Source organism: Wolbachia endosymbiont (group A) of Hedychridium roseum, from assembly GCF_964028325.1.
In the GTDB taxonomy this organism is placed as follows: domain Bacteria; phylum Pseudomonadota; class Alphaproteobacteria; order Rickettsiales; family Anaplasmataceae; genus Wolbachia.
Map to the genome: position 1 here is coordinate 694,026 of NZ_OZ034755.1, position 26,151 is coordinate 720,176.

Here is a 26,151-nt window from a genome sequence, read left to right on the forward strand (position 1 = left end):
GGTGGAACATACAATAAAATGGTTGAGTCTTTATCTGGCTTGCATCCATCGGTAGTTATTACACTAAATAAACAGGAAGTTGGTGGAATGATAAAAGAAACGATTACTCAAAAATTTTCTGAAATGGCCAGGGAAAACCTTGGCAATTTCTCTGAGGAAGAGCAGGAAAAGATTCGTAATGAGTTGCCGGAATTATCGTCTGAAACAGTAAGATAGCTACACGCTTAGCTCTTGAGAAAAAGTGTCAGGGGTTTAGCAGTGGACTAGATAATGATAAAAAGGAGGAAATACTAGGAGAATGTATGAGTAATTTATCCTATGTTGAACTGGAGAATCAAAACGAAGTGGTAAGGTAAATTATATTTCATTAAAGTCATTTATCTTGAAACATAAGCAGGATTTTGTATAGTTGTTTCAATTTGGGTCTGTATATTGAAACAATGCGTGAAAATGACAGGTCATTGTACAAGAGGTACCTAATTTGCCGACAAGAATGCTAGATAAAGAAACTTACATTTCAATTATTTCATAATTTCTGTATAATCTTACAAGCTCAATTGGTATATTATGAAGATAATAATAGGTAATGCTAGTAAAGAATTAGGGGAATCAGTAGTTAACCGGCTAGATGTTCAACCATCCTCTGCTTGGATATCAAAGTTTACCGATGGCGAGGTAAATGTAGAAGTAGCAAATGATCTATATAATCAAGAAGTATACATAGTACAATCTCTTTCTCCCCCTGTGAATGATAACCTTATGGAGCTTCTGCTTATAATTGATGCAGTAAATAGATTAGGAGCCAAAAGGATAGTAGTAATTATTCCTTATTATGGATATAGCAGACAAGATAGAATTATCAAGAACAATGATATGCAATCTGCTTTAAATGCCAAATTAGTTGCAAATCTTATTCAAACTGCAGGTGCAAGTAGTGTTGCAGTGATTGATTTGCACTCAAGTCAAATTGAAGGATTCTTTGATGTACCGATAACTAATTTGAACTGCTTTGAAGCATTTGTTGACTGTATACACACGGAAAATTTGGCAATTGTTGCACCTGATGTTGGAGCAATTGGCAGAGCACGTGCTTTTGCAAAGACTTTAGAGGAAAAGTACAAGATAGGGTTAAGTGATAAGATTATTGTAGTAGATAAATATAGGGAGAAAGCAGGCACATCTCAAGTAATGAACATAATAGGAGAAGTTGCGAATAAAAATTGTGTCATTGTTGATGATATAGTTGACTCTGGTGGAACATTGTGTAATGCAGCCCTTGCTTTAAAAAATTGCGGAGCAAAGTCCGTAATTTCATGCATCACACATGGTGTGCTTTCAGGAAGTGCAGTTGAAAAAATTTCTTCCTCTTCTTTAGATAAATTAGTGATTACGGATACTATACTTCACAAACTTGAAAAAACTGGTAAAATAGAAGTTGTTTCGGTCGTAGATATTTTAACTCACTTCATCCAAGGAGGTAAAGATGCCAGCTAAGTCAACAGAAGACGTTATTACTTCACTAATAGAATTTGCAAATAAGAGAAAAATAACAATTACCAAGGAAGAAATGCTTAAAATTGCACAGCTTGTAAGGATTAAGTTATCAAATGACGAGATTGATCACTACTCCAAAGAACTGACAATGCTGGATTGGATACATGATACTTTATTACAAGTTAATACTGAAGGTGTTTCTCCTATGCGTTATGGCAGTATAGACAAGGACATTCATGTACGCGATGATGTTATAAATTCTCAAAACATTAAAGAAGAGATATTGTCCAATACAAAACCTGAGCATGGGTATTTCGTAGTGCCAAAGGTTATAAACGATTAGGGTAAAATAAGGCTCATATCAATTCTATAATAGATCTACTTTCAAAGTATCCGTTCAGCAGAGTGGCAAAACAGATATAGCTAACCCAAGAAGGTTTCCCTACGTCATACCGCCGCGGCGCTAACAAGTAGCGGAATAACGAATTTGTTGTTTTTCAAATTGTAGGTAAACCTAAGCCACTTTAGCTATAGTTTACTTGCCCCATGATTTTCTTTATTATCAGATATTGCTTTAAATAATATGGAGGGGTAAGTTGTCAGCAATTGCCATCATTGATTTTGGTTCACGTACGATATCGGTAGTTAACATTAGCTACCTGAGGGTCAGAGTCGCCTTTCTTAAAGATATTTTAAGTATACTAGATGTATTATTGATACGTGATAATAAAACTGGGGGTTTTTATGGAAACATCTGAATTAACTTTACTCGACTTACAGGATTTGCTTGAAAGTTTGAAAAGGCATGTGCGTAGTGAAGTAGAAAAATATGTAGATAAAAGGGTAGAAGAAGTCAAAGATGAGGCAGTAACATATATAATAAATAAAGTATTAAACAATATGGTGGGTAATGAGCCACTAAATGAGCTCAAAATAGATAAACCTAAAGAAATTGTGCAAGTTGATGATGATGGCTTAACGCAAAATCAAAAAGTTATTAAAGCTCTTTTTATAGGTAGAACACTTGTTGGAGAATATAAAAAGAAAATGTATGAAGTTACAGTCAGTAATGAGGGAAAGTTTATTTACAATGGGGAAGAATATAGTGCTCCTTCTACGGCTGGCACAAGAATTACCGGTAAAAGTTGCAACGGTTGGGATTTTTTTAAAGTATGCCTTGACCCCAAAGAAAAACTGAGGACTCTGAGTCACCGCCGTGCAAAGTTTCTGTCAACTCAAAATAAATCATAGCTAACGTTTAAGTCATACATCAAAGCTTTTAAGAGGTCTTAGTTTACTTACTTCTTTATTTTCTTTATTATCAGATATCACTTTTAAGTAATATGGAGGAGCAAATTGTCAGCAATTGCCATTATTGATTTTGGTTCACAATTTACACAGCTTATCGCAAGACAAGTCAGGGAAATGGGTGTGTATTGCGAAATATTTCCAAGCAACATCAGTTTTGAAACAATATCAAAATTCAATGGGTTTATTCTCTCTGGAGGACCACAATCTGTAAATGATGATTGTTCTGAAACAAGTAGAGTAGTACATGAAATTATAAAACTTAATAAGGCAACAAACGTTCCTATACTTGGAATATGCTATGGACAGCAACTCATTTGTCATTATTTTGGAGCAAAAGTAAAAGAGAGTTTCAAACAGGAGTTTGGCAGAACTAAAATCAAGATACTAAAAGAATCCCCCATTATAAAGGATACCTGGGATGTTAATTCTGAAGTGGATGTATTAATGAACCATGCGGACAGTGTTGATACTATACCACAGGGATTTACTGTTATCGCATCAGGTGTGATAAATCAAACAATTGCAATAATTGTCAACGAACAGCGGAAGATTTACTGTACTCAGTTCCATCCTGAAGTGAGGCCCACAACAAATGGCAGTAAATTGCTCTCTAACTTCTTGGATATTGCAAATTGCGAGAGAGACTGGACAATGAAATCGTTTATTGAAAAGCAGAAGGAAAAAATCAAAAATGTAGTAGGAGAGAAAAAAGTAATCGCTGCAGTAAGTGGTGGGGTTGATTCAAGTGTTGCAGCGGCTCTCACACATAAAGCTATAGGAAAACAATTGAACTGTATTTTTATCGATACTGGGTTGTTACGCAAGAACCAGACCATTGCTATGTTGAAAGAAATTCCGATAAACTACGTTGATAAATCAAATTTATTTTTGAGTAGGTTAAAGGGAATAACTGATCCAGAAAAAAAGCGAAAAATTATCGGTAACGCTTTCATTGAAGTGTTTGAAGAAGAAGCAAAAAAAATAGGTGATGTGGATTTTTTGATGCAAGGTACCATCTACTCTGATGTAGTTGAGTCAGGGCATGCCTCAGACAACACTAGTACAATTAAGTCTCACCATAATGTTGGTGGGTTGCCAGAAAAGATGAACCTGAAGCTAGTAGAGCCTTTACGCTACCTCTTTAAAGATGAGGTAAGGCTACTTGGAAAAGAAATTGGGCTTTCAGACGAGATAATATTTCAACATCCATTTCCTGGACCCGGACTTGCAGTGAGGATTATAAGTGAAGTCGATGAAGAAAAGGTGCGAATATTGCAAGAAGTAGATGAAATATATATTAATACGATGAAAAATTACGATCTATACGATAAGATATGGCAAGCTTTTGCTGTATTATTACCAATAAAAACTGTAGGCGTCATGGGAGATGGTCGTACATACGGATATGTTTGTGCTTTAAGGGCTGTAACATCGTCCGATGGTATGACGGCTGATGCATTTCCATTTGAAGATAAGGATCAGCATTCGCTAGTGTTTTGGGACTTTTTACAGAATGTTGGCAGTATAATTGTTAATAACGTTTCCGGAGTAAATAGAGTTGTCTATGACTTAACTTCTAAACCACCAGCAACCATTGAGTGGGAGTAAATCAAAAAGTCTAGTCATCCCGCAGCGGGATCTAGAGATACCGCGGCGGTATGACGTAGGATTGCTGTCATCCCGCTTTGTTAGCGGTTGAGATACCGTGAATAAATCACGGTATGACGTTAAGTAACTCGTCATCCCGCTACGTGTTAGCGGGATCTAGAGATACTGCGGCGGAATGACGAATTTGTTGTTTTTCAAATTGTAGGTAAACCTAAAGCTATAGAAAAAAAGAAGAACCAGTTTCTTAGTTCTTCATTGACATAATCCACTTCATATGCCATAATAAAATTTTATATCTTGGAGAAGGAAATGACATTAAGGTTAATACTACAAGAAGTCAACAGTAGTCCAGATCTGAGTAAGGAAAATTTAATTGATAGAATTAAAGATAAGCTGCAGCAGGAAAATCAACTTATATATGATGAGTGGAAAAAAAGCGAATTTGATATAAATTACACGTTTATAATACTCAAGTGCAATTTATTACTTATAGCAGCTGAAAATGGCTATGAAAAAGTAGTAAGATACTTAACAAAAAACGGAGCTAATGTTAATGTACAAGATGAATGGGAAAAAACCTCCTTACATTATTCTGCTCAGCATGGGCATACACAAGTAGTAGAAGTTTTGCTAGAAGAAGGAGCAGGCGTTAATGCACAAGATGAAGATAAAGGGACTCCTTTGCATTATGCTGCTGAGCACGGGCATATAAAGACAGTGAAACTTCTACTAAAAAATGGAGCTAATATCAATCTACAAGATGAAGGTGGAAGAACTCCTTTGCATTATGCTGCTGAGCACGGGCATATAAAGACAGTGAAACTTCTACTAAAAAATGGAGCTAATATCAATCTACAAAATAAAAATAGATATACCCCTTTGAGTTGTGCTTGGCATAGTAAATATCCAGAAATGGCAAAACTTCTGCTAAATTATGGTGCAGACCCATCATGTATACATAGGCCTAAAGCTACAAAAGCAGGAGCCGTTGGGGTTGTTATATCTGCTGTTGTAGTTCCATTAGGACTCGTTTACGCTACTGCATTATCTGCACTAGCAATAGTTGGAATTACTGTGGCATCTGCACTGATCGTTGGTGGAATTTCCTATGGGGTTGCGTATAAGTCATCAGAGCATTCATTAAACAGTAAGCTAAGTGAGGTTAGCTGCAGTAATGTTGATGGAAATAAACAAACTGTACAACCATAGTTACTAATTTACCACAGTAACCGCGCCGTGGCAGTGCTTGTATTTCTTTCCGGAGTTGCAAGGACATTTGTCGTTTCTTGAGACTTTGGAAAGTCTGCTATTTCTAGCAGAATGTACCCTATTGCCTATCTCTTGGTTGTCTGCCAACTTAAAGTGTGCTAAGCGATGAATGGTGAGTTCCTTCCATTTTTCAAGCATTGACTCAAACATCAAGAAAGCTTCACGTTTAAATTCATTCAGTGGATCTTTCTGCCCCATGGCACGTAAGCTTATGCTTTGTCTTAAGCTTTCTAAAGTTGAAAGGTGTTCCCTCCATAAATGATCAAGTGTCATTATCATCATTTGCTTCACGATCGTATTCCACAAATCTGTAGTGTGCTGACTGTTGAAATATTTTTCTTTCTCAGTAAAAAATTCTTGTATCTTATCATTTATATAATTCAAAGCTTCTTGTTTGTTTAAAAACTTTGCTAAATCTTCTTTATCAAGCGTTATTCCATACTTTGTATGGAATTCTTTGACTATATCTTCAATATAATCCTCATAATAGCCACTTTGGATTATACCTTCTACTATGCTCTCATTTACTTCGCTATATACTTCAAGTAAATCATTAATTTCGTTGCCTAAGATATTGTTTCTCTGCTTAAAAATAACTTTACGTTGGTTGTTGATTACGTCATCAAACTTAAGCAAAGACTTCCGCACATCATAGTTTCTAGCTTCAACTTTCTTCTGCGCCTTCTCAAGTGCCTTATTGATCCATGGATGATGAATAGCTTCGTTATTCTTTAACCCTACTTTTTGTAAAAAGCTTCTCATTCTATCAGAACCAAATATTCTCATTAGGTCATCTTCAAGCGATAAAAAGAACTTAGAAAGTCCAGGATCCCCCTGACGACCAGAACGGCCGCGTAATTGATCATCTATTCTCCTGCTTTCATGTCTTTCGGTTCCAACCACGCATAAACCACCAGCTTTTATAGCAATTTCCTTATCTTTTTTTACTCTTTCGACTATTTCTTGGTATTTTTTTTCTCTTTCATCAGCATTTTTTATCTTCTTTAGCTCTACCTTTGCAATCATTTCAGCGTTTCCACCGAGTTGAATATCAGTTCCACGTCCTGCCATGTTAGTTGCTATAGTGATACTACCTGGCACTCCAGCTTGTGCTATTATGTACGCCTCTTGTTCATGATAACGAGCATTCAATACTGAATGCTTAAGAGAATGGCTTTGCAAAAGCGCAGAAAGCTTCTCAGAGTTTTCGATGCTTACCGTGCCAACAAGGACCGGTTGAAGGCGTTTATGGCATTCTTCTATAAACTTCAACACAGCATTAAATTTTTCTTTTCCTGTGCCATAAATTTCATCATCAATATCAACTCTTTTTACAGGTACATTGGTTGGAATTTTTACTACATTTAGTCTGTATATATCACGAAACTCTTCTGCCTCTGTTGCTGCTGTTCCAGTCATTCCGGAAAGTTTATTGTACATACGAAAGTAATTCTGAAATGTGACCGATGCTAAAGTTTGGTTTTCATGCTGAATTTCAAGATTCTCCTTTGCTTCAAGTGCCTGATGAAGACCATCGGAATATCTCCTGCCCTCCATCATACGCCCAGTAAATTCATCAATAATCACTACCTTGCCATCCTTTACTATATAATCTTTATCAGCAGTAAACAGCTTATGTGCACGTAATGCTTGGTCTATATAATGAGTCATTATCATGCTGTCAGTATCATAGAGCGAGGAATTTTCAGGAATGAGATTGTATGACCTGAGTAGTTCTTCCACTCGTGAAATACCATCTGCAGTAAGGAACACTGCCCTACCCTTTTCATCCACCTCATAATCAGAGTCAACTAATTTGGTTACTATTTTATTGATATGCTTATATATCTGATTGTTTTCCTCAATCTGGCCAGAAATAATAAGCGGAGTGCGAGCTTCATCAATGAGTATTGAGTCTACTTCATCAACTATTCCGTAGTGAAAGCCTCTCTGAACCATGTCTTCTTGAGAAAATTTCATATTGTCTCGCAGGTAATCAAAGGCAAGCTCGTTATTTGTGGAATACACGATATCTGCACTGTAAGCCTCTTTTCTCTCTTCGTCTGTCAAGTTATTCGTGATAAACGCAACAGAAACCCCAAGAGAATTATATAATTTGCTCATCCACTCTGTGTCTCGTTTCGCAAGGTAGTCGTTAACAGTTACGACGTGCACGCCTTTCCCTTCTAAAGAATTAAGGTATGCAGCTAAAGTTGCAACGAGTGTCTTTCCCTCTCCTGTTTTCATTTCTGATATCATGCCGTTATGGAGCACCATTCCACCAATCAACTGAACATCAAAGTGCCTCATGTTAAGAAACCTGCGAGAGGCTTCACGCACAACTGCAAATGCAGGTACGAGAAGATCATTTAACGTTTTCCCATTTTTCAATTCCTGTTTGAATTCTTGAGTTTTACCAGCAAGCTCCTCATCAGATAAGCTCTGCATTTCTGTTTCTAATGCATTTATTTGCTGAACAATTTTCCTAAAGGATTTTATTATCTTCTTGTTTGTTGACCCAAATATCTTTCTTATAAAAAAGAATGACAACGTAAAAATGAAAAATATAAGAATGGCTGTCAAAATTAGCGGATAATCTAGCATAAACTTAAGTAACGTCTTATTTAATATGAGATTATATTACTAAATGCAGCCTACAGCAATGACATATTAGATTCGGGGAGTCTTTTCAAATTAAGAACCTATCACAGGCATTGTTTAGTTTGCTGAAAATAGTTGTTCGTTTAAGTTGTTAGTTATGCTAGATTAAGAGTAATTCACTTGAGAACAGCAAAGAAAGGTAGGTATGCAAAAATAGGACTGAAAATCTTTGGTTAAACTAAGCTTCTTCATTTAGAATTTCATTAATAATTTTCTGTTGTTTCATAACTTCTGTTGTCTTCCAGTCGCGCATTGTAATTAGTGCCTTCCATAAAGCCCAGCCGCTTGCTCTGGCCCACGTGTCTGGATCTAAACATAGATGTGACTTGAAGATTCTCCGATTTTCGTTGTTCAAAAGTGTCCAGGCAATTACCAAGTCACAGGCTGGATCGCCGACACCCACACATCCAAAATCGATTACAGCAGCTACACATCCATCTTTCGCTAGGATATTCCCGCTTGCAAAGTCACCATGAATCCATACTGGATTCTTGTTCCATCTTGAGCTTATAGCTTTTTCCCAAAAGGACATTATAGTTCTAGCATCAATAAAACCTTGCAATTCCTTAATGGCCGATCTTACCTCTGTGTCATAGACTGATACGTGATCGCCGCGCCAGAAGTTATGGAGTCCAGGATTAGGGCCTCCTTTAACATCAATTTTATGTAACTCATTCAAAAATTGTGCAAGCTGAGAAGCAATAATCTGTAAATCCAGATCATCTATAGACAATGCATTTATGCTTTCCCCTTCGATCCACTTATATATTGACCAATTCCAGGGATAATGCTTTGATGGTTGTCCCATTGCAAGTGGCTTAGGAATAGAAAATGACAAATGTGATGCAAGTATCTCAAGCCATTTTTGCTCCTTTAGAACTTGTAGCGCATAATCTTCTGCGCTTGGTAGCCTGATCAACATCTCTTCACCCAAGCGAAAAGTTCTATTGTCTATACCACTGAGTTCAACAGGTTTGATCTCTAAGTGAGCCCACTTTGGAAATTGCTGTGCAACAAGTTCGGTAACAAGTAATAACCAAGAGCGACTATCAATTTTTGATGCCATTTGCCGATTTTTCCTATTTTACCATCCGCCTTAGAAACCTTCTGATTCTAGAAAAACTTGCTTGTCATTTTTAATTGCTGACATTGTTTAAGTTAATACCAATTTACACTTCCAAAACTAATCTATTTGGATCTTCTATATAATTTTTTATTTTGACAAGGAAAGTAACTGCTCCTTTGCCATCAACTATTCTGTGGTCGTAAGAGAGAGCAATGTACATCATCGGTCTGATTTCTACTGCATTACCAACAGCAACTGGCCTGTTTTGTATCGAATGCATTCCAAGTATTCCAGATTGCGGAGGGTTTATTATCGGAGTGGAAAGAAGTGAACCGTATACTCCACCGTTTGAAATAGTAAATGTTGCACCTTCCATTTCTGATACTTGTAATTTGCCTTCTCGTGCTTTTTTGCCAAGAGCAACTAAAGTCAACTCAATTTCTGCAAATGACATCTGATCAGCACTCCGAATAACAGGTACAACAAGGCCTTTGTCAGTGCCAACAGCAACACCTATGTCATAGTAATGTTTATATATGATTTCATCGCCTGAGATTTCAGCGTTAATTTCAGGGATCTCTTTCAGTGCTTGCACTGCTGCCTTTATAAAAAACGACATGAAACCAAGTTTTATTCCATATTTTTTTTCAAAGGCATCCTTATATTTTGCTCTTAGATCCATGACATTTTTCATGTCAATTTCATTGAACGTGGTCAGTATTGCAGCAGTATTTTGCGATGCTTTCAAACGAGCGGCAATTACTTGCCTTATTTTACTCATTTTTACTCGTTCCTCTCTTTGCTCTCCACTTACTACACTTTTTGGCAATTCATATTGTTTTATTGCAGGCTGTTCTGTTTTGTTTATATGGCCTATTACATCTGCTTTTGTTATCCTATCTCCCATGCCAGTTCCTTTGACACTTTCTGCGCTGATTGCATTTTCCTCCATAATTTTACGAGCTGACGGAGCATCTTTTTTGGCAGAACTTTCGCTTTTATCTTCTTTTCTCGCTTCCTCTTTTACTTCCCCCACGGAAAACTTCGCTAACAATTGATCAGGACTTATTACATCATCTTCCTTTACGAGAAATTCAGTTATTTGCCCTGAAGCTTCTGCAGTTAATTCGAGTGCTGTTTTGTCAGTCTCAATTTCAAAGATCAAGTCATCTACTTTTACTGCTTCTCCAATATTTTTCTTTATTTTTACTATACCTTCCGTAACTGACTCACCACCAAGAGTTTTTGGCGCTCTGATTTCTATAATTTTGCTCATAAAACAACTTCCGTATAAAACTTTCTATAGATTTATACATGAAAAGAGACATGTAATAAACTAATAAATTCATTGAGGCTTTTATCATTTAGAAGTGACAAACGGATAATATACTCCCAAATGTCATTCCAGCGCGTGATGCTAGGCCATCTTGACACATTTCGCCAACCCCGTCTCTCGGCTATGGTATTGCTAATCAAACAATGACTATGCAAAAGACCTAATAACATGTATAATCCATAAATAATTTTTGAGGTAGATTGTGAAACTAGGTGTTAATATTGATCACGTTGCAACCCTCCGCAACGCACGCGGAACTTCCTACCCAGATCTATTGAAAGCAGCAGAAATAGCCATTGACGCTGGAGCAGACTTTATTACTGTACACTTACGAGAAGATAGAAGGCATATTAGAGATGAAGACGTATTTAACCTAAAAAAAAGCATTAGCACTGAGCTAAATCTTGAAATTGCAGCCACGGAAGAAATGCTTAAAATAGCAAAAAAGGTAAAACCCTATTCGATTAGTATAGTACCAGAAAAAAGAGAAGAATTAACAACCGAAGGTGGCCTGGATATCATTAATATGCACAGCAAACTTTCTAGTATAATAGAGGAAATGCATAGCTCTAGCATAAAAGTCTCACTGTTTATCGATCCAAATATTAATCAACTAAAATATCTTGAGAAGCTAGAGATAAAACCTGACATAATAGAAATTCATACAGGGGATTACTGTGATAATCCATCAGAGAAAAAGTTACAGTTAATTACTAATGCTGCAGAGTACGTCAATAAATTAGGAATAGAATGCCACGCAGGACATGGCATAACTTATAAACACGCTAAGAAGATGACAAGAATACCTCACATCTCAGCTCTTAACATAGGCCACTATTTAATTAGCGAAGCTGTATTTTATGGCTTACACAGCGTAGTAAAAACAATGAAAATGATAATGTCTAACTAACTGCTGCTTTTTCCTTCTCATTTAAAATACTTAAAAGAGTTTGGCTTGCTTTAAATTTTACCCTTATCTTTTCAGGAACAGTCATGATCTCACCATTTTGGGGGTTACGACATTGTTTCTCCTGACTTATAGCAGTAGAAAATGTTCCTATTCCATGCAAACGTATTTCACCTTTCCCATGCAGCTCATCCTTTATTATTTTAATAAACGCATCATGAATCTTGCTCAAATCAGATTTTGTTATATCTATATTCTGACCAGAACAATCTTCCTTTAATTGTTTTATTATATCTTCTTTACTCATAAATTACCTTAATATTGAAAAATCACACAAATAGCATATTATGTTGACACCGATAGTCAACTAAATTCATCACAAAAATAGAGGATATTATACACTTTTGCAAATATTTGTATAATACTTACAAAAAAACACCACTATGAAATAACTATCTCTTAGAAAATTGACACTTTTTCCGAGCTTTATGTTGACCATATTTCTTACGTTCAACAACACGCGAATCTCTAGTTAAGAACTCACCATTACGTAATATAGAATGCAAATCTTGGCTTACACTACTTAAAGCTCTGCTTATTCCATGAGCTAGAGCACCTGCTTGACCAGATAGCCCTCCACCTTTTACAGTTGCGAATACATCATATTTGTCTAACGTAGAAGTTGCTACAAATGGCATTTTCACTATTTGGCACACTGACTCTCTTTTAAAATAAGAAATTAGATCGCCTTTTTTGTTAACACTAAATTTTCCACTTCCCGGCTTTATCCATACTCTTGCTGCAGATTCTTTTCTTCGGCCTGTAGCATATAAACGACCAAGCGAATCAACTGCTGATTTAATTGTCTTTTCTGACCAATCATTATTATTTATTGTAAAACTCTTCATTTTTACTCCATTACTTTTTATTTTTACGATTCAAAGAGGCAAAATCTATCTTTTCAGGTTGCTGCCCTTGATGCTTATGCTCTGAACCAGAATAAACATACAAATTTTCAAAGCGTCTACGCGCCATAGGGCCATCATCAAGCATCCTTTTCACTGCCATTTTTATTACACGCTCAGGAAATTTGCCATTTAAAATATTATCTGGAGTAGTTTTCTTCAAACCACCAGAATAACCTGTATGCTTATAGTAAATTTTATCTTTAAGCTTCTTCCCGGTAAAATGCACCTTTTCTGCGTTGATAATAATTACATTATCGCCACAATCCATATGAGGTGTATACTCAGGTTTATGCTTTCCACGCAATAGTGTCGCTACAAATGCTGCAAGCCTTCCTACCACTAATCCTTCTGCATCTATGACAAACCATTTTTTGTCGATTTGTTTCTCTTTTAAGAAAAAAGTTTTCATTGTAATTTAACTAAACAATAGTAAGCTACTATATACTTAATTTCTCAATAGTGTCAACAATATTAGTTATTGATTATTAAAGTAATTTATGTTAGTAATTGAGCCGCGCAACCAATATGCACAGGAAGTAGAATGTTTCGATTGATTATTACACTTGCGATAATTTTTGGTACTATAAGTTGCTATGCAACCGATGTGGGAGAAGTTATAAGCAAAGCGATCAAAAATAGCTCAAAAATAAAGTCTCAATTTTACCAATATAAAAGCGCAGAAAAACAGCTTAAGTCTTCTGGGTTAGCTGGATTTTTACCTGACATTAGTTTGCAGTACAATTTTGATAGTAATTTTAATCTTTATAATCAACCTAATTTACCTGGAAAACGTCTGATATTAAGCCAAAGGATAATAGATGGAGGTGGCACCTTTGCCACATTCAGTCGATCAAGTCATCTTCTCAAAGCAGAAAAAATGCGATTTCAGCAATTAAAACAAGAGGTTGCACTTAATGCTGTGAAAGCATATGTTGGTGTTTTACAAAAGACAGAAATATTAAAGCTCAGAGAACATAAAGAACGCGTTTCTTTGGAACATTTGTCAGCTATGAAAAAACGCTTTTCCCTTGGAGAAGTTACTAACGCTGAAGTTTTGCTAGCAAAAGCAAAATTTTCGTCTTCTATATCCGAAAGAGTTAATGCTGAAGGTAAATTAAAATTGGCAAATATTGCTTATTATCATTTGATTGGCGAAGATGCTGATGACCTTTCTGAAGCTAATGATAAACTACCTTCTGTCCCAGAGCTAAATGAATGTTTACAATTAGCAAAAACCAATAATTTATCTCTAAAAGCAGCAGTTTATCAAAAAAGAGCAGCCGGAATGGAAGTGATCGCTGAAAGCTCCAAGTGGCTTCCTTCTTTAAATCTAAGCGCAAGCAAAAATTTTGGGAAGGATGGTGTAAAATTAGACAAGCTATTAGAAAATGTTCATATAGTTTTTACTCTTGATGTTCCAATCTTTAAAAAAGGAGCGAATGCTTTTGGTGTCAGTAAAGCTAAAATGGATGCAAAAAAATCTACCTATGATTATTATGAAACGGTAAAAAATATAGAACAAGAAGTTGTAAATGCTTGGAATAATGTGCTAACAGCAAAAGCCATTATTAAAGCAAGTCAAGAAGCGGAAAAAGCAGCAGCTTTAGCATTGGAAGGAGTTGAGCAAGAGGTAAACTTAAGTTTAAAGAGTACATCTGACCTTTTGGACACTGAAGATGCATTATTTAAAGCACGTTCAGACTTAGTTGAAGCAAAAAGCAATTATGTAACTAGTGTTTATAATTTGCTTTTTATAATAAATAGTATAAATCTCTAAATTTAATGGTATTAGCACTATGCATGATGAACAAGGCAATCAATCTGTAAAAGATATTCTAGAAGATATAAAAAAAGCTATATCGGGTAAAAACGCAAGTAACGATAAAGCAGAAATAAAGGATGAAAATGATGATGTGCTATGCCTTGAAGAAGAGTATCCAGAAGACATGGAAGAAGATGGCAAAAAAGAAAATGGTAAAGAAGAGAACATTGATAATGATGACCAAAGTGAGGAAATGGCTTGCAACAACAACCAATTTAATGGCCATAGCTACAATTCAGAAGAAAAAAAAGACATTGATTTGTACGATAATATCCAAATGAGTAATAACAAAGCGAGTAATAGCGGCTTACAAGCGCAAAATAATGATCATCTAATTTTAAAAGAGAATATGGAAGAGATCAAAGCGCTGCTTGGAAAAATGCAAAACGAATTGCAGCATAAACAACAAAAAAGAGCGAATCTTACTGTTGAAGAATTAGTTACATCTCTTTTAAAACCTCAGCTCTCAGAATGGCTGAATAAATATCTACATGCACTGGTAAAAGAAGTAGTTGAAAAAGAGCTCAAAGATATAATCAATAATAAGTAGGGTATTAGCAATAAAAACTAGAGTAAAGACGGCTAGAGGCAGAAAACTATCTTCAACAAGGTGGCTACATCGTCATTTGAATGATCAGTATGTGCGAAAAACTAGCAAGGATGGTTATAGGTCACGCTCAGCATATAAGCTGGTAGAAATGGATAATAAATTTAAATTATTCCAAGAAGGGCAAAAAATTATTGATCTTGGTGCTTCTCCTGGTGGATGGTCACAAGTCGCGTCTCAGAAAGGTGCAAATGTAGTTGCTCTTGACATGAAACCAATGAACGCAATTAATGGAGTAGAGTTTATACAATGTGATATTATCAATGGGCTTGAAATTTTAAGAGAAAAATTCAAGGATCAAAAATTTGATGTAATTTTATCTGACATGGCGCCCGAATCTTGTGGTTTAAAATCGTTGGATCATATCAGAATTATGCTTTTATGTGAGGCAGCGCTCAATTTTGCAAAGCATTTCTTGAGCCATGGTGGCACGTTTGTAGTAAAAATTTTCCAAGGAGAATCTGATAAAGATTTTTGTAACAAGCTAAAAAAAATGTTTAAAACAGTAAAATATTTTAAACCAAAGTCAAGTAGATCTGAATCTACAGAAATGTATTTGGTAAGTTTAGGCTTTATTGGCAGCAGACCTCCTATATAATATTAACCCAGGTAGCCCGCAGAAGTGAAAAAACTTCCTTGACAAACTCCGCCAGCCCCCTTATCATGAAACTGAAGCTATTTATTTATCTTCTCTGTACAGATTAAATGACAAAAAAACTCACGTATCTGGCGTCTCATGTTTAATTTTTTGCACTATGTGCACTCTATGTCTTTATCAAATTTCTAGGTTTTTACCTATACAAGCTGAAATACGCTATTTAAAACATCAAAAAACGCCAACTTAAAAAATGGATAGTGAATAATTAGCTACCCTAGGGTTTCTTTTGCCTTTTTTTCTGTTTAGTAAATTTCTTAATGTTTATAATTTAGATTAGTTGCGGCTTAAAAGCAACTGAATCGCGGTTATTAAACGTTTAGAATAAAAAAACGCCATACTTGAAAGTATAATGTAAGTAATTAGCCAACCATGGGGCTTCTTTTGCCTTTTTTTCTACTTGGTAAATTTCTTAATGTTTGTAGCTAAACGACAATCGTCATCCCGCTGCTTGTTAGCGGGATCTATTCTAAGGAGATACCGCGGCGGTATGACGGGTTAAGTAGGGTGTCATTCCAGTGCTCCTTTTTTTGTCATCCCAGTGCGTGACACTGGGATCTAGCCTTTATTATTTGGTTGTCTTCTGGATTCCAGTGTCAGCTACTTTCATGACATCATCATAAAGTAAAATGAGATCCCAGTGTCACGCACTGGGATGACAGAAGAAGGTGCTGGGATGACAGGGGAGTTGAATGACAACGAATTGGAAGAAAATGTTTATGACTAATTTTTAGATCAAACATCGAATTTCGACAAACTTAACTTTTTTGTGAGACTATTCAGCAATAATAAATAAATTGAGAGGAAAGGTTGTGGCAATAGAAAAGGAAAAGTTTTTTGAAATAATACGCAATGTGAGTGAGAGTAAAGGTTTGAATAAGGATAATTTGCTTGAAAGGATAGGGAGTAAGCTAAAAGGTGTAAACCCAGAAGCATATAGCACTTATAACAATTTGAAGATAGATAAGCTATTCATGATACAAGATTTAGATAAAATTGCAAGTTACACATTGTTACATCTTGCTGTGGAATGTAACAGTGTACCAATAGTAAAACTCCTACTAGAAAAGAAAGTAAAAGTTGATGAACAAATATCGGGTGATTTTAATTCTAAATTCACTGCTTTGCACATTGCTGCTTTGCATGGTCATCAAGAGATGGTTCAGCTTTTATTAGATGCTAACGCAAATCCTTTACTAAAAGATAGTCAAGGCCGAACTCCAAGAGATATGGTTAGCAATATACCAAATAAGGATATCATAGTAGAAATGTTAAAGGAAGGAGAACAACGTTATGCTGAGGCAAGAAAGAAAAGACTAACTTATGGACAAGGCACTTTACCGCAGCCTAATAATAAAACTCCAGGAAATTTAGCTGTGGGCGGAAATAAAATAACTGCTGCAGTGCAAGCATGGAATGCAAAAGGTCAGGGAGAGAACAATGGAACTACACCAAACAACAGAAAAATCTATGTACAAAATGAGAATGAACAGACTTCTTCAAACTCAATCATTAATGAAAACAATACAGACAAAGTAGGTGATACATTAGAAAGAGAACAGGCTAAAAGAGATGCTGTGGCGCAAAAGTTGCAAGAGGCAGAACAACGACTTGCCAATAATCAGAAGCGCATAGAACAAACTTATTTGCACAATCAACACACAGAACAGCAGTATACTATACATAATGGGGAACAGATCTCTTTAGATTCGACTATTGATGAAAGTAATAGTAGTGACAGTGGAATAAATACTTCCACAGAAGACATCGGTAAAGAGTTAGAAAAACACAATACACAGGATGAAAATGGATTGACTCTTTTACATCGTGCTGCTGGAAACAATAATAAAGAATCAGTGAAACTTTTGTTAGAATATGGAGCAAAAGTTGATGTACAGAGTAAAGATGGCCATACCCCTTTACACTATGCTGCTGCACTTGGTTATGTGGAGATTGCAGAATATCTAATAGATAAAGGAGCAGATGTTGATGCACAAGATAAAGCTGAGTATACTCCATTATATTACGCTCTTGCAAATGACAATAAAGAATTAGCAAAACTTTTGATAAAACATGGAGCAGATCGCTCATTGATAAAGGATGAAGGCCTAATAATAGATAGACTAAACAGTATGTGTGGTCAGCTATCTGAGGTTGTATCTGGTACTTCTTCCCATTCCAAAACACACAATGCAACGGAAACTCCAGAAGAAACAGAAAAGGTTAAAAAACGTAAAGTTAAATTAAAAAAATTATGTGCTCAGCTAAAGGAAGAGAATCAATCACTAAAACAAAAAATACAAGAGCTAGGAAATGAAAACGCAACGCTTAATAGTGAATTAGAAAAAACAAAAACTAAAACAAATGAAGTACCATTAGAAAAAGCGCAAAAGGAAATAGAAGTATTGAGAAATTGTGTCACTGGACATGGAACTAGGCTGAAAGCACTTAATAAACTCGACGAAGAGAATCAATCACTAAAACAAAAAATACAAGAGCTAGGAAATGAAAACGCAACGCTTAATAGTGAATTAGAAAAAACAAAAACTAAAACAAATGAAGTGTCACTAGAAAAAGCGCACAAAGTACTAGCAGAACTAAAGGATGACGTAGCTGGACATGAGGCTAGGCTGAAAACACTTAATAAACTCGACGAAGAGAATCAATCACTAAAACAAAAAATACAAGAGCTAGGAAATGAAAACGCAACGCTTAAGGATAAATTAGACAAAACAGAAAGTCAGTATTCTAAAGCAGAAGCGTTGTTAGAAAAAACGCAAAAGGAACTAGAAGAATCAAAAAGTTGCATAGCTGGACATGAGACTAAGTTGAAACAACTCAATAAAGAGAATGAATTACTAAAACAAGAAATAAAAAATCTGAAAAATGAAAACACACCACTTAAGGGTGAATTAGGCAAAACTAAAACAAATGAAGTGTCGCTAGAAAAAGTAGGAAAAAGACAATTTTCCCCAAAAGTTGTCTATGCGAGCCTTGCAGCTATGTTAGTAGTAGGTGCTGCTCTTAGTATTGCTTCTGGATTGTCTGCTCTATTAATAGTTGCAGCTTCTGTGGTATCTGCACTGATAGCCGGTGGCATTACATACACAATATCAAAACCCATCGCTCCTGACACTGAATTGAAAGAAGTGGATATTCAAGGTTCAGCACGACAGTGTTTGTAAAACTTAGCACCTACATCTGTACGAACATTGTCCCAGGAGGTAATGTTCGTACAGTTATGTGTCAGCTACTTGCATGACACCCTGGCAATCGTCATCCCGCTACTTGTTAGCGGGATCTAGAGATACCGTGACGGTATGACGGTTAATTGTTCCGCGCGGGATGACAAGAAAGGAGCAGCAGGATACCATGTCATTCCAGCGCATGACGCTGGAATCTAGTAAAAAGTATTTGCAAGTTACACAGTAGTGTGAATTTTTTACTTCGGTAGTTTTTCATTATCATTATAATCATAATAGTAGTTGAGTTTAATTGATATGAAAACTTTTACGAAAAATTTTAAAAATAACGAAAAAAAGCTAGAGGAGTTTAATAAGGAAATTGAAGATATAACAACTATAGCTCAAGATAAATTTGCACATGAACTTGAAAATATCGCATATGACAGTGTGCAAAAATTTCGCAGTCTGCTTGCTAAAGAGTTAAACTCCATCTTCAATAATATTCATTCTCAAAATGTTAATCTACTAAAATCCAGCCTAGTTGAATATACTATAAGTTCAAATTTTATCAATAAAAAAGGAGAAACAGCTTTAATACGTTCTCTTCTTAATATATTCATACGATAAAGAATTTATAGCATAATCGTGGTGTCATGAAAGTAGCTCTGTACGAACATTTGTTTGCGAAGAAATATTATAGCCGGTTTTGCCTCAAACACAAAGATGTCATCCCAGTGCCATGACTACTTGGATCCAGAAATTTTGATTAGAGATTAAGTTGGTGAGCACGAAAGTGACTAACCTTATATTAAAAATAACATCTTTGACAGTGAAAGGCTGGATTCCAGTGTCAAGCACTGCCATCATAAAGAAACCAGTGTCAGCCACTTGGATGACACCGTCATAAAGGAACCAGTGCTCCTTTTTTTGTCATCCCAGTGCGTGACACTGGGATGACAGAAGAAGGTGCTGGGATGACAAAATAAGGAGCGTTAGAATGACAAAAATATATTTATAAGGAGGGTTATCATGTCAACAAGATCTACTTCACCAAGAATACATGTGCAACGTAAATCTAAGCCTGAATCTTTTCCAGTTACTTTAGAAGAGGTTAAATCTTTTTTACGCATTGAGAACGATCAAGATGATAAGTTGATTTCAGATCTAATTTTTATGGCAACTGATTATGCTGAGTGGCATATGGAAAAGTCACTGGTGAAACAAACATGGCAAGTTTCATATGAAGATTATGTACCTCGTAGGATCTATTTAAGCTATGGCCCTGTGAGTAAGATAGTATTGGCTACTGCAATGATGTCTAAAGGTCAAGAGAAGAGAACACTTAAGTATTATTTTAGTGATGTAGGGGGCTACGTTGAGTTTTTCAATTATTTGAATGCAATAAGAGTTGATGTTGTATACGAGGCTGGCTATGACAATGTTCCTGAGCAGATAAAACTAGGTATTATGCGGCATGTTTCTGCTATTTACAAAGATCGTGAATCGGGGGTAAGTAGCCATTTGTCTGAAGTGAAGAAGGTGTATTCTCCATTTCGCGAACCAAAGGTTGTTTTGTAGCTCTTTCTTGTCATCCAAACTGGGCTACCTACGTCATACCGTCACGGTATCTCACATAGATCCCGCTAACAAGTAGCGGGATGACAGCAGTCCTACGTCATACCGTCACGGTATCTCACATAGATCCCGCTAACAAGCAGCGGGATGACGAGTTTGTATCGGGAAACGCTGCTTATGTTTTAGCTATATATCTTTCGAGGATTAATCATGGAAAAAATTCAAGCTATAAACGAGTTGTACAATAGTATTTATGCAGCACTAAAAGCAAACTCTGATTTAAGGAAATATGTTACTAACATTTATGACTACTTACCTAAACAGGTCACCATTCCTTATCTGAGATTGCATGTAGTGAATTATAATAATCTGCACATGCTGTCCAATTTTGCTACAAAGGCAAGATTTTCATGCGACATATATACCCATCATATAGGCAGTATGTTTGCCATTATAAGGCATATTAACTTGATACTTAAGAGTATTAAATATTCTGATAATGAAACTATTTTGGAAAGTAATTGTGCTATTAGTCAGCACGATGAAATTTTACATTCAACAATTAATTTTGATATTTTAATGAAAGGAGGCGATAATGAGCAAATTACAGCTAAAAATTAAAGATCATGACAATAATTTTATTGTGTTAAATAATATACGAAACCTAAGGTTTACTTTGCGTAATAACAGAGAAGAGGTGAAAGATATTTCTTCTTTTGGCTGGAGAAAAGTGCTCGATTGTGCTGGAAGCAGACACATTACGATAAAAATTAATGGAATTTTAGACTCTGTATTAGCTGATGAATTATTACGTAATTCTGCTATATTAAACTCTAATAATGATTATGAAATTAATTTTAACACTAAGGAAAAGATCAGATTACGGTGTTCAGTTGAACTGTATGAGAGATATTATGACCCCGCTGCTTTTGACAGTTTTACTGTAATTTTAGCGAGTGCTGAAGTTGTAAACGCTTTTCATTAATGTTAATTTAATTTTTTCATATACAATAGTAACTGGTGAGAATTTTAACTAAATTAAAAAAAATCATGAACGACGAAAACCTTTTCGAGGAAGACGGTGGTAATATTGAAGAAAATAACAATGACAGAAGAGAGAGAAGTTTAGAAAATGAAAATCAAGAAGAACAATACAAAGAGGAAGATAAGCAATACATAATACAGTATATTCAAGACTATTTAAAAGTTTTTGAGGATATTCTAAATCAGATCGACGAAGGAATTGATAATTTGGATAGTTACGAAAGGACTATGCAAATAAAGCGAAGCATAGACAGGCTCATAGAGACTTTATATAGTCAGGCTGCGTCTGAAGATATTGATGCAGAATTTGAAACCACAAAGCATACTCGCGATAAATCAGAATCTATGAAAAGGGTTAGAGAGAAAAGAAGGAAGCAAGCAATAGAAGAAGTATTAAGTAGCATGTTTGCCCAGCAACAAAAGGAGCTAATGAACGCTAAACACTTAAGTCATGGACATGAAACAGCACATGATGATGAAGCAAAAAAACGAGTGAAGTCTTCAATCAGGGGAGTGTTGTTTTCGGTGATTGCTCATAGGATGGATCCAAGAAGGAGAGCAGGAGAAACTGCTGACGATAACGAAAAGCAAGCTCATATATATGGCAGGGAAGCAGTTGGTGGAGCTTTAGGTGCATTGTTAAAAACATTTTTAACAGCAGTTACTACCGTTGTGCGCGAAATTGCTAAGCCACTTCAGCATATCAGCAAACAGGAAACATCTTTTGCAAAACAAGTTGAAGAAAGCAGAAACGCAGATTCACAAAAAGGTCGATCTGTGTAGACTTTTCCTTGTAATAATCTTTCGATTCTACTGTCTGTTAATTCATAATTAGGGTTATATAGCTAACTGAAAAAAGGTTACCCCAGAAGGGATAAAAAGGTATAAAATGGCTTTAGATAAGGTAGAATGATGCCAAAGTGAGGATCTGAGGGAACGTGTTTTGAAAGTAGTAGACGAGAAAAAAATGACTATGGAGAAGATAATCAAGAGAAAAGATAATTGAAAAATTTGGCAATATGTGCAAAGACAAAGATACTCGCCGGATTTAAATCCAATTGAAAAGTTATGGTTTGCCATCAAGCATGCCATAAGAAAAGCTCTGCAGAACTTTTGGCCCGATATCAATTCGGCTATTGATTTTAGCACTCGGGGAAACCTTACTTGGGTTAGCTATAGTTTGCTTGCTCACAAGCAAACTTTCCTGGATCCAAGTAGTCAAGCTACTCGGATGACATCCTCCCTAGTGAATATTGCTCTTAATTTGTAACTAACCCAAGCCATAAATATTAAGAAATTTACCAAACGAAAAAAAAAGGCAAAGAACTCCCGTGGTGCGAGTTTTGACCCTATAATAATTTAAACTGGCGCTGTAATAATGTGCTAACGCTTAAAATAAGCGCGATTTGGCTGAATGTAGAAAAAATTTAAAAGACATGCAGCCGCTATAATTTTATGTAATCCGCCAAAAAATACCCTAAGTTTTTTACTGAATTTTGTCATTGAGCCTGCAGGTCAAAAACAAGTTTTGAGTCATAAATACCCTTATTGTCATAATAAGGGGGCTGGCGGAGTTTGTCAAGGAAGTTTTTTGTTTCCACTGAATGACAGTTGTGGCTTGGGAGGTAGTACAAGAAATCTGTTATTTTAATTGTGTGAAATTTAGTTTTGTGTTTCATAATATTATACAATCAAATTGATAAAAGCTGTATTATCTCCTTGCAGCATTAAGTGTATATTTTTTGCTATTTTTTCCACTAAGGGAGTAACGTTATCAAAATTTGAAAATTTTGATAATACATAATCTGCTAAGCTTTTTTCATCTTCAGGTCTACCCACTCCAAATCTCAAGCGCCAATAATCATTACCAATAAAACTATCTATGGATTTAAGTCCATTATGTCCAGCAGAGCTACCACCTTTCTTTATTTTTATTCTTCCAATTTCCAAATCAGCGTCATCGTGTATGACAACAATATTATCTAGCGATAATTTGTAAAAGTTTCGTATTTTTGCAACAGGGATGCCTGAATTATTCATAAATGAATAAGGCTTTATTAACATGATTTTATTATCATTAATTATGCCAGAGGTTATTAGATAATCGGCTTTTTTAGAAAACGACTGGAAATTCCAATATTTGTAAATTTTATCAACTACGATGAAGCCGATATTATGATGAGTTAACTCATATTGACCACCAGGGTTACCAAGTCCAACTATCAGATGCACTATTACTCTGTTTCTGCTTGAGGTTCTTCAACGTCACTATCGGCAGCAGAAATTGTAACAATAGTAAAATTTTCTTCTTCATGAGCTACAAACTTAACACCTTCTGGTAATTTTACATCATTAATATGTATAGACTGGCCAATCATTTTACCGGATAAATCAACTTCAATAACCTGAGGTATTTTATCAGGAGAGCATTTAACAGCAATAGAACGACACAAAACATTAAGCACTCCACCTAACTTGATCCCTGGAGCTTTACTTTCATTCACAAATGATAGAGGTATTTCTATTTTAATTTCGCTGCCTTTATCAACAAATTGAAAATCAACATGTTGCACAGTATCCTTTACTACATGCAATTGGATATCGCGAACAAGAGCATATTCCTTTTTGCCCGAAATATTCAGCTCTATCAAATGTGCAGAAAGAGAGCCTGATTTATATTGCTTCGTGAATTCCTTTGCAGACAATGTTAAATTTACATTATCATGACCCTTTCCATATATGATTCCAGGGATGTTTCCTTTCTTCCTTAGAGAATGCATCGCTTTTGTTTTTGTTATATCACGTAACTCTGCATTAATTGTTACTATTTCTTGTTGCGTCATCGATTACTCCTATTCAGCTAATCCTTTTAATATAATTTAATAATAATATAACATAAAAATATTTATTTCAAACTTCATTCTTTCATACTAATTGTTTGTGAAAGGATTTATTTAGATGTATATTTAAGCTTATTTAACAAGAACTATGGGCATTGATGATAAAGTAGTTTTTAGGATTTATAAACCAACAAAAACTGCAACACAATCTGGTTTAGGTAATACAAATCTCTGGCACCTAAAAATTGAATCTGGTTCTTACTACATTGAACCTTTAATGGGGTGGGTTGGCTCAAAAGATCCAAAAAAACAGATTGTATTAAAGTTTGATTCTCTTGAAAAAGCAGTATTCTACGCAAAAAAACGCAACGTTAAATACGTAATTGAAATGCCAAAAAATGTTAAGAGGCTGCCAAAATCTTACGCAAGCAATTTCATACTAAAGTAAGTTGCACAACAAAGGGAGTGTTAAATAAACTGTGTCAAACCGAAAAAAAAGTAATAAATTGATATAAAAAAATGGAGGTTTGACAATGAGTCAGAAAGTAGTAAACAGAACTACCGGTTTGGTAGATTATAAAGAATTAGAAACAAATATCCTGTCGTCTATACGAGAAGGAAGACCGTTGACAGGAAGAGATGGAGCATTAACACCGTTTATAAAAAAGTTGCTGGAGGTAAGCCTGGAAGGTGAAATAGAAAACCACTTGTCGGCTGAAAGCGAAGAGAATAATCGAAGAAATGGGAGGAATGCAAAGACTTTACGTACAAGCGCAGGGTCATTTGAGCTTTTGACGCCAAGAGATAGGGAAGGAAGTTTCGAACCACAAATAGTCAAAAAAAGGCAAACAAACTTACATCCAGAGCTTGAAACGAAGATTTTGAGCACATTTGCCAGTGGTATGGGCTATAGAGATATAGTGTCACATGTTGAGGAAATTTATGATCACAAAATATCGGTGGCAGAGATATCAAGTATTACTGACAAATTGCTACCAGTAATCAACGAATGGCGTAGTCGCCCGCTGCAGTCTGTATATCCGATAGTTTTCATGGTTTTTTAAAGTCAAAGAGGACGGGCATTGCGTAAGTAAATGCATGTATAACATATTAGGCATAGATCAAAATGGCAAAAAAGAAGTATTAGGTTTTTATTTGGCTGAAAGTGAAGGAGCTAACTTCTGGTTGGGAGTGCTAAATGACCTCAAAGAAAGAGGAGTAGAAGATATCCTTATTGCCTGCGTTGATGGGCTGAAAAGCTTTCCTGCAGCTATAAACAGTGTCTTTCCTAATGCGGAAGTGCAGATGTGTATAGTGCATCAGATACGCAACTCACTGAAGTATGTGGCCAGTAAAGATGCGAAGAGTTTTTTGAGCGATTTAAAGAAGGTATATCAAGCTTCAAGCAAGGAAATTGCCGAGAATTATCTGTTGGAATTAGATGAAAAATGGGGCACAAAGTACCCTATGGTTATAAAATCTTGGCAGAATAATTGGGAAAACTTGTCTGGTTATTTTAAGTATTCTGGTCCAGTTAGGAGGATAATCTACACCACCAATCCCATAGAGGGGCTACATAGGCAAATTAGGAAATTCACTAAGACCAAAGGCTCATTTACCAGCATAAATGCCTTGTATAAGCAGGTATATTGTGCTATAAAGAAGGCAGAGGAAAAGTGGACGATGCCTGTACATGATTGGGCATTAACTATCTCTCAACTTGATGTTTTCTTTCCTGGCAGATTGAAAATTGAGTTGAACTAAAAATGCGGTTTGACACAGTTTATTTAACACTCCCAAGAA

General features: G+C 35.6%; 28 protein-coding genes and 2 pseudogenes. 20 read left to right on the forward strand and 10 right to left on the reverse strand.

Features of this window, described 5'->3' with window-relative positions; translation table 11 throughout:
• Positions 1-18 precede the first annotated feature (18 nt).
• The 6 genes from ABWU23_RS03295 to ABWU23_RS03320 all read left to right on the forward strand — a co-directional run bounded on the left by ABWU23_RS03295 (position 19) and on the right by ABWU23_RS03320 (position 5,622).
• Positions 19-216, forward strand: coding sequence for a hypothetical protein (locus tag ABWU23_RS03295; protein WP_264688305.1), 198 nt, complete (start codon positions 19-21; stop codon positions 214-216).
• 351 nt (positions 217-567) lie between these two features.
• The gene (locus tag ABWU23_RS03300; protein ID WP_253309402.1) at positions 568-1,494 is read left to right on the forward strand and encodes a ribose-phosphate diphosphokinase; all 927 of its coding nucleotides are present in this window, start codon (positions 568-570) and stop codon (positions 1,492-1,494) included.
• On the forward strand, positions 1,484-1,837 hold the full coding sequence (gatC, locus tag ABWU23_RS03305) for an Asp-tRNA(Asn)/Glu-tRNA(Gln) amidotransferase subunit GatC (RefSeq protein ID WP_065094978.1): 354 nt from the start codon (positions 1,484-1,486) through the stop codon (positions 1,835-1,837). The genes ABWU23_RS03300 and gatC overlap by 11 nt, the downstream gene beginning before the upstream one ends.
• A 401-nt stretch (positions 1,838-2,238) precedes the next feature.
• Positions 2,239-2,745: a DUF2924 domain-containing protein gene (locus tag ABWU23_RS03310; protein ID WP_253309401.1), complete on the forward strand. Its 507-nt coding sequence runs from the start codon at positions 2,239-2,241 to the stop codon at positions 2,743-2,745.
• 105 nt (positions 2,746-2,850) lie between these two features.
• Positions 2,851-4,413 (forward strand): glutamine-hydrolyzing GMP synthase, encoded by a 1,563-nt coding sequence (gene guaA / locus ABWU23_RS03315; RefSeq protein ID WP_253309400.1) that lies wholly within the window; start codon positions 2,851-2,853, stop codon positions 4,411-4,413.
• A gap of 309 nt (positions 4,414-4,722) precedes the next feature.
• Complete coding sequence (locus tag ABWU23_RS03320; protein ID WP_353270802.1) at positions 4,723-5,622, forward strand: ankyrin repeat domain-containing protein; 900 nt, start codon at positions 4,723-4,725, stop codon at positions 5,620-5,622.
• Positions 5,623-5,625: 3 nt separating this feature from the next.
• Here ABWU23_RS03320 and secA read toward each other — a convergent pair whose 3' ends face one another.
• The 3 genes from secA to odhB form a co-directional block, all read right to left on the reverse strand.
• On the reverse strand, positions 5,626-8,286 hold the full coding sequence (gene secA / locus ABWU23_RS03325; protein WP_353270803.1) for a preprotein translocase subunit SecA: 2,661 nt from the start codon (positions 8,284-8,286) through the stop codon (positions 5,626-5,628).
• Positions 8,287-8,521: 235 nt separating this feature from the next.
• The gene (locus tag ABWU23_RS03330) at positions 8,522-9,409 is read right to left on the reverse strand and encodes an aminoglycoside phosphotransferase family protein (protein WP_353270804.1); all 888 of its coding nucleotides are present in this window, start codon (positions 9,407-9,409) and stop codon (positions 8,522-8,524) included.
• A gap of 103 nt (positions 9,410-9,512) precedes the next feature.
• On the reverse strand, positions 9,513-10,685 hold the full coding sequence (odhB, locus tag ABWU23_RS03335) for a 2-oxoglutarate dehydrogenase complex dihydrolipoyllysine-residue succinyltransferase (protein ID WP_253309396.1): 1,173 nt from the start codon (positions 10,683-10,685) through the stop codon (positions 9,513-9,515).
• Positions 10,686-10,947: 262 nt separating this feature from the next.
• Between odhB and ABWU23_RS03340 the strand changes: the two genes are divergently transcribed.
• On the forward strand, positions 10,948-11,655 hold the full coding sequence (locus ABWU23_RS03340) for a pyridoxine 5'-phosphate synthase (RefSeq protein WP_253309395.1): 708 nt from the start codon (positions 10,948-10,950) through the stop codon (positions 11,653-11,655).
• Here the strand turns inward: ABWU23_RS03340 and ABWU23_RS03345 are convergent.
• The 3 genes from ABWU23_RS03345 to rplM form a co-directional block, all read right to left on the reverse strand.
• Complete coding sequence (locus ABWU23_RS03345) at positions 11,648-11,959, reverse strand: HU family DNA-binding protein (RefSeq protein ID WP_341822256.1); 312 nt, start codon at positions 11,957-11,959, stop codon at positions 11,648-11,650. The two genes, ABWU23_RS03340 and ABWU23_RS03345, sit on opposite strands and share 8 nt — an antisense overlap.
• 145 nt (positions 11,960-12,104) lie before the next feature.
• Positions 12,105-12,560, reverse strand: coding sequence for a 30S ribosomal protein S9 (gene rpsI / locus ABWU23_RS03350; protein WP_253309392.1), 456 nt, complete (start codon positions 12,558-12,560; stop codon positions 12,105-12,107).
• 10 nt (positions 12,561-12,570) lie between these two features.
• Entirely contained in the window at positions 12,571-13,029 is a 459-nt protein-coding gene (rplM, locus tag ABWU23_RS03355; protein WP_253309391.1) for a 50S ribosomal protein L13, read from the reverse strand.
• 132 nt (positions 13,030-13,161) lie between these two features.
• Here rplM and ABWU23_RS03360 point away from each other — a divergent pair, with 132 nt between their 5' ends.
• The 3 genes from ABWU23_RS03360 (at position 13,162) to ABWU23_RS03370 (ending at position 15,647) form a co-directional block, all read left to right on the forward strand.
• Positions 13,162-14,397: a TolC family protein gene (locus ABWU23_RS03360; RefSeq protein ID WP_353270805.1), complete on the forward strand. Its 1,236-nt coding sequence runs from the start codon at positions 13,162-13,164 to the stop codon at positions 14,395-14,397.
• A gap of 19 nt (positions 14,398-14,416) precedes the next feature.
• Entirely contained in the window at positions 14,417-14,992 is a 576-nt protein-coding gene (locus ABWU23_RS03365) for a PopZ family protein (protein ID WP_253309386.1), read from the forward strand.
• Positions 14,993-15,068: 76 nt separating this feature from the next.
• Positions 15,069-15,647: an RlmE family RNA methyltransferase gene (locus ABWU23_RS03370; RefSeq protein WP_253309385.1), complete on the forward strand. Its 579-nt coding sequence runs from the start codon at positions 15,069-15,071 to the stop codon at positions 15,645-15,647.
• A 674-nt stretch (positions 15,648-16,321) separates the two neighbouring features.
• On the opposite strand, the gene ABWU23_RS03375 is transcribed toward ABWU23_RS03370, so the two are convergent.
• Positions 16,322-16,447, reverse strand: coding sequence for a hypothetical protein (locus ABWU23_RS03375; RefSeq protein WP_264688313.1), 126 nt, complete (start codon positions 16,445-16,447; stop codon positions 16,322-16,324).
• 69 nt (positions 16,448-16,516) lie between these two features.
• On the opposite strand from ABWU23_RS03375, the gene ABWU23_RS03380 reads away from it, so the two are divergent.
• A complete protein-coding gene (locus tag ABWU23_RS03380) occupies positions 16,517-18,889 on the forward strand; it encodes an ankyrin repeat domain-containing protein (protein ID WP_353270806.1) in 2,373 nt (790 codons plus the stop codon).
• Between the two features lie 315 nt (positions 18,890-19,204).
• Positions 19,205-19,516 carry a hypothetical protein gene (locus ABWU23_RS03385; protein WP_353270807.1) on the forward strand — a complete coding sequence of 104 codons (312 nt, stop codon included), beginning with the start codon at positions 19,205-19,207 and terminating at the stop codon, positions 19,514-19,516.
• Positions 19,517-19,615: 99 nt separating this feature from the next.
• Here the strand turns inward: ABWU23_RS03385 and ABWU23_RS03390 are convergent, their stop codons facing one another.
• The gene (locus ABWU23_RS03390; protein ID WP_309166190.1) at positions 19,616-19,777 is read right to left on the reverse strand and encodes a hypothetical protein; all 162 of its coding nucleotides are present in this window, start codon (positions 19,775-19,777) and stop codon (positions 19,616-19,618) included.
• Between the two features lie 141 nt (positions 19,778-19,918).
• Here ABWU23_RS03390 and ABWU23_RS03395 point away from each other — a divergent pair, with 141 nt between their 5' ends.
• From ABWU23_RS03395 to ABWU23_RS03420, 6 genes and pseudogenes are all read left to right on the forward strand, one after another.
• Positions 19,919-20,467 carry a head-tail connector protein gene (locus ABWU23_RS03395; protein ID WP_264688316.1) on the forward strand — a complete coding sequence of 183 codons (549 nt, stop codon included), beginning with the start codon at positions 19,919-19,921 and terminating at the stop codon, positions 20,465-20,467.
• A gap of 207 nt (positions 20,468-20,674) precedes the next feature.
• The gene (locus ABWU23_RS03400) at positions 20,675-21,085 is read left to right on the forward strand and encodes a DUF3168 domain-containing protein (protein ID WP_253309381.1); all 411 of its coding nucleotides are present in this window, start codon (positions 20,675-20,677) and stop codon (positions 21,083-21,085) included.
• Positions 21,060-21,449: a phage tail tube protein gene (locus tag ABWU23_RS03405; RefSeq protein ID WP_182159821.1), complete on the forward strand. Its 390-nt coding sequence runs from the start codon at positions 21,060-21,062 to the stop codon at positions 21,447-21,449. The genes ABWU23_RS03400 and ABWU23_RS03405 overlap by 26 nt, the downstream gene beginning before the upstream one ends.
• A gap of 65 nt (positions 21,450-21,514) precedes the next feature.
• Positions 21,515-22,291, forward strand: coding sequence for a hypothetical protein (locus ABWU23_RS03410; protein ID WP_353270808.1), 777 nt, complete (start codon positions 21,515-21,517; stop codon positions 22,289-22,291).
• A 253-nt stretch (positions 22,292-22,544) separates the two neighbouring features.
• Positions 22,545-22,646 (forward strand): annotated as a pseudogene (locus ABWU23_RS07265) (IS630 family transposase); the annotation flags it as partial.
• Between the two features lie 390 nt (positions 22,647-23,036).
• On the forward strand, positions 23,037-23,159 hold the full coding sequence (locus ABWU23_RS03420; RefSeq protein ID WP_353270809.1) for a hypothetical protein: 123 nt from the start codon (positions 23,037-23,039) through the stop codon (positions 23,157-23,159).
• Positions 23,160-23,191: 32 nt separating this feature from the next.
• On the opposite strand, the gene pth is transcribed toward ABWU23_RS03420, so the two are convergent.
• Positions 23,192-23,740, reverse strand: coding sequence for an aminoacyl-tRNA hydrolase (gene pth, locus ABWU23_RS03425; RefSeq protein ID WP_253309378.1), 549 nt, complete (start codon positions 23,738-23,740; stop codon positions 23,192-23,194).
• 2 nt (positions 23,741-23,742) lie between these two features.
• Positions 23,743-24,351 (reverse strand): 50S ribosomal protein L25/general stress protein Ctc, encoded by a 609-nt coding sequence (locus tag ABWU23_RS03430; protein WP_265044915.1) that lies wholly within the window; start codon positions 24,349-24,351, stop codon positions 23,743-23,745.
• 145 nt (positions 24,352-24,496) lie between these two features.
• Here ABWU23_RS03430 and ABWU23_RS03435 point away from each other — a divergent pair, with 145 nt between their 5' ends.
• The gene (locus ABWU23_RS03435; protein WP_253309377.1) at positions 24,497-24,796 is read left to right on the forward strand and encodes an ETC complex I subunit; all 300 of its coding nucleotides are present in this window, start codon (positions 24,497-24,499) and stop codon (positions 24,794-24,796) included.
• Positions 24,797-24,881: 85 nt separating this feature from the next.
• A pseudogene (locus ABWU23_RS03440) lies at positions 24,882-26,112 on the forward strand (IS256-like element ISWpi15 family transposase).
• Positions 26,113-26,151 lie beyond the last annotated feature (39 nt).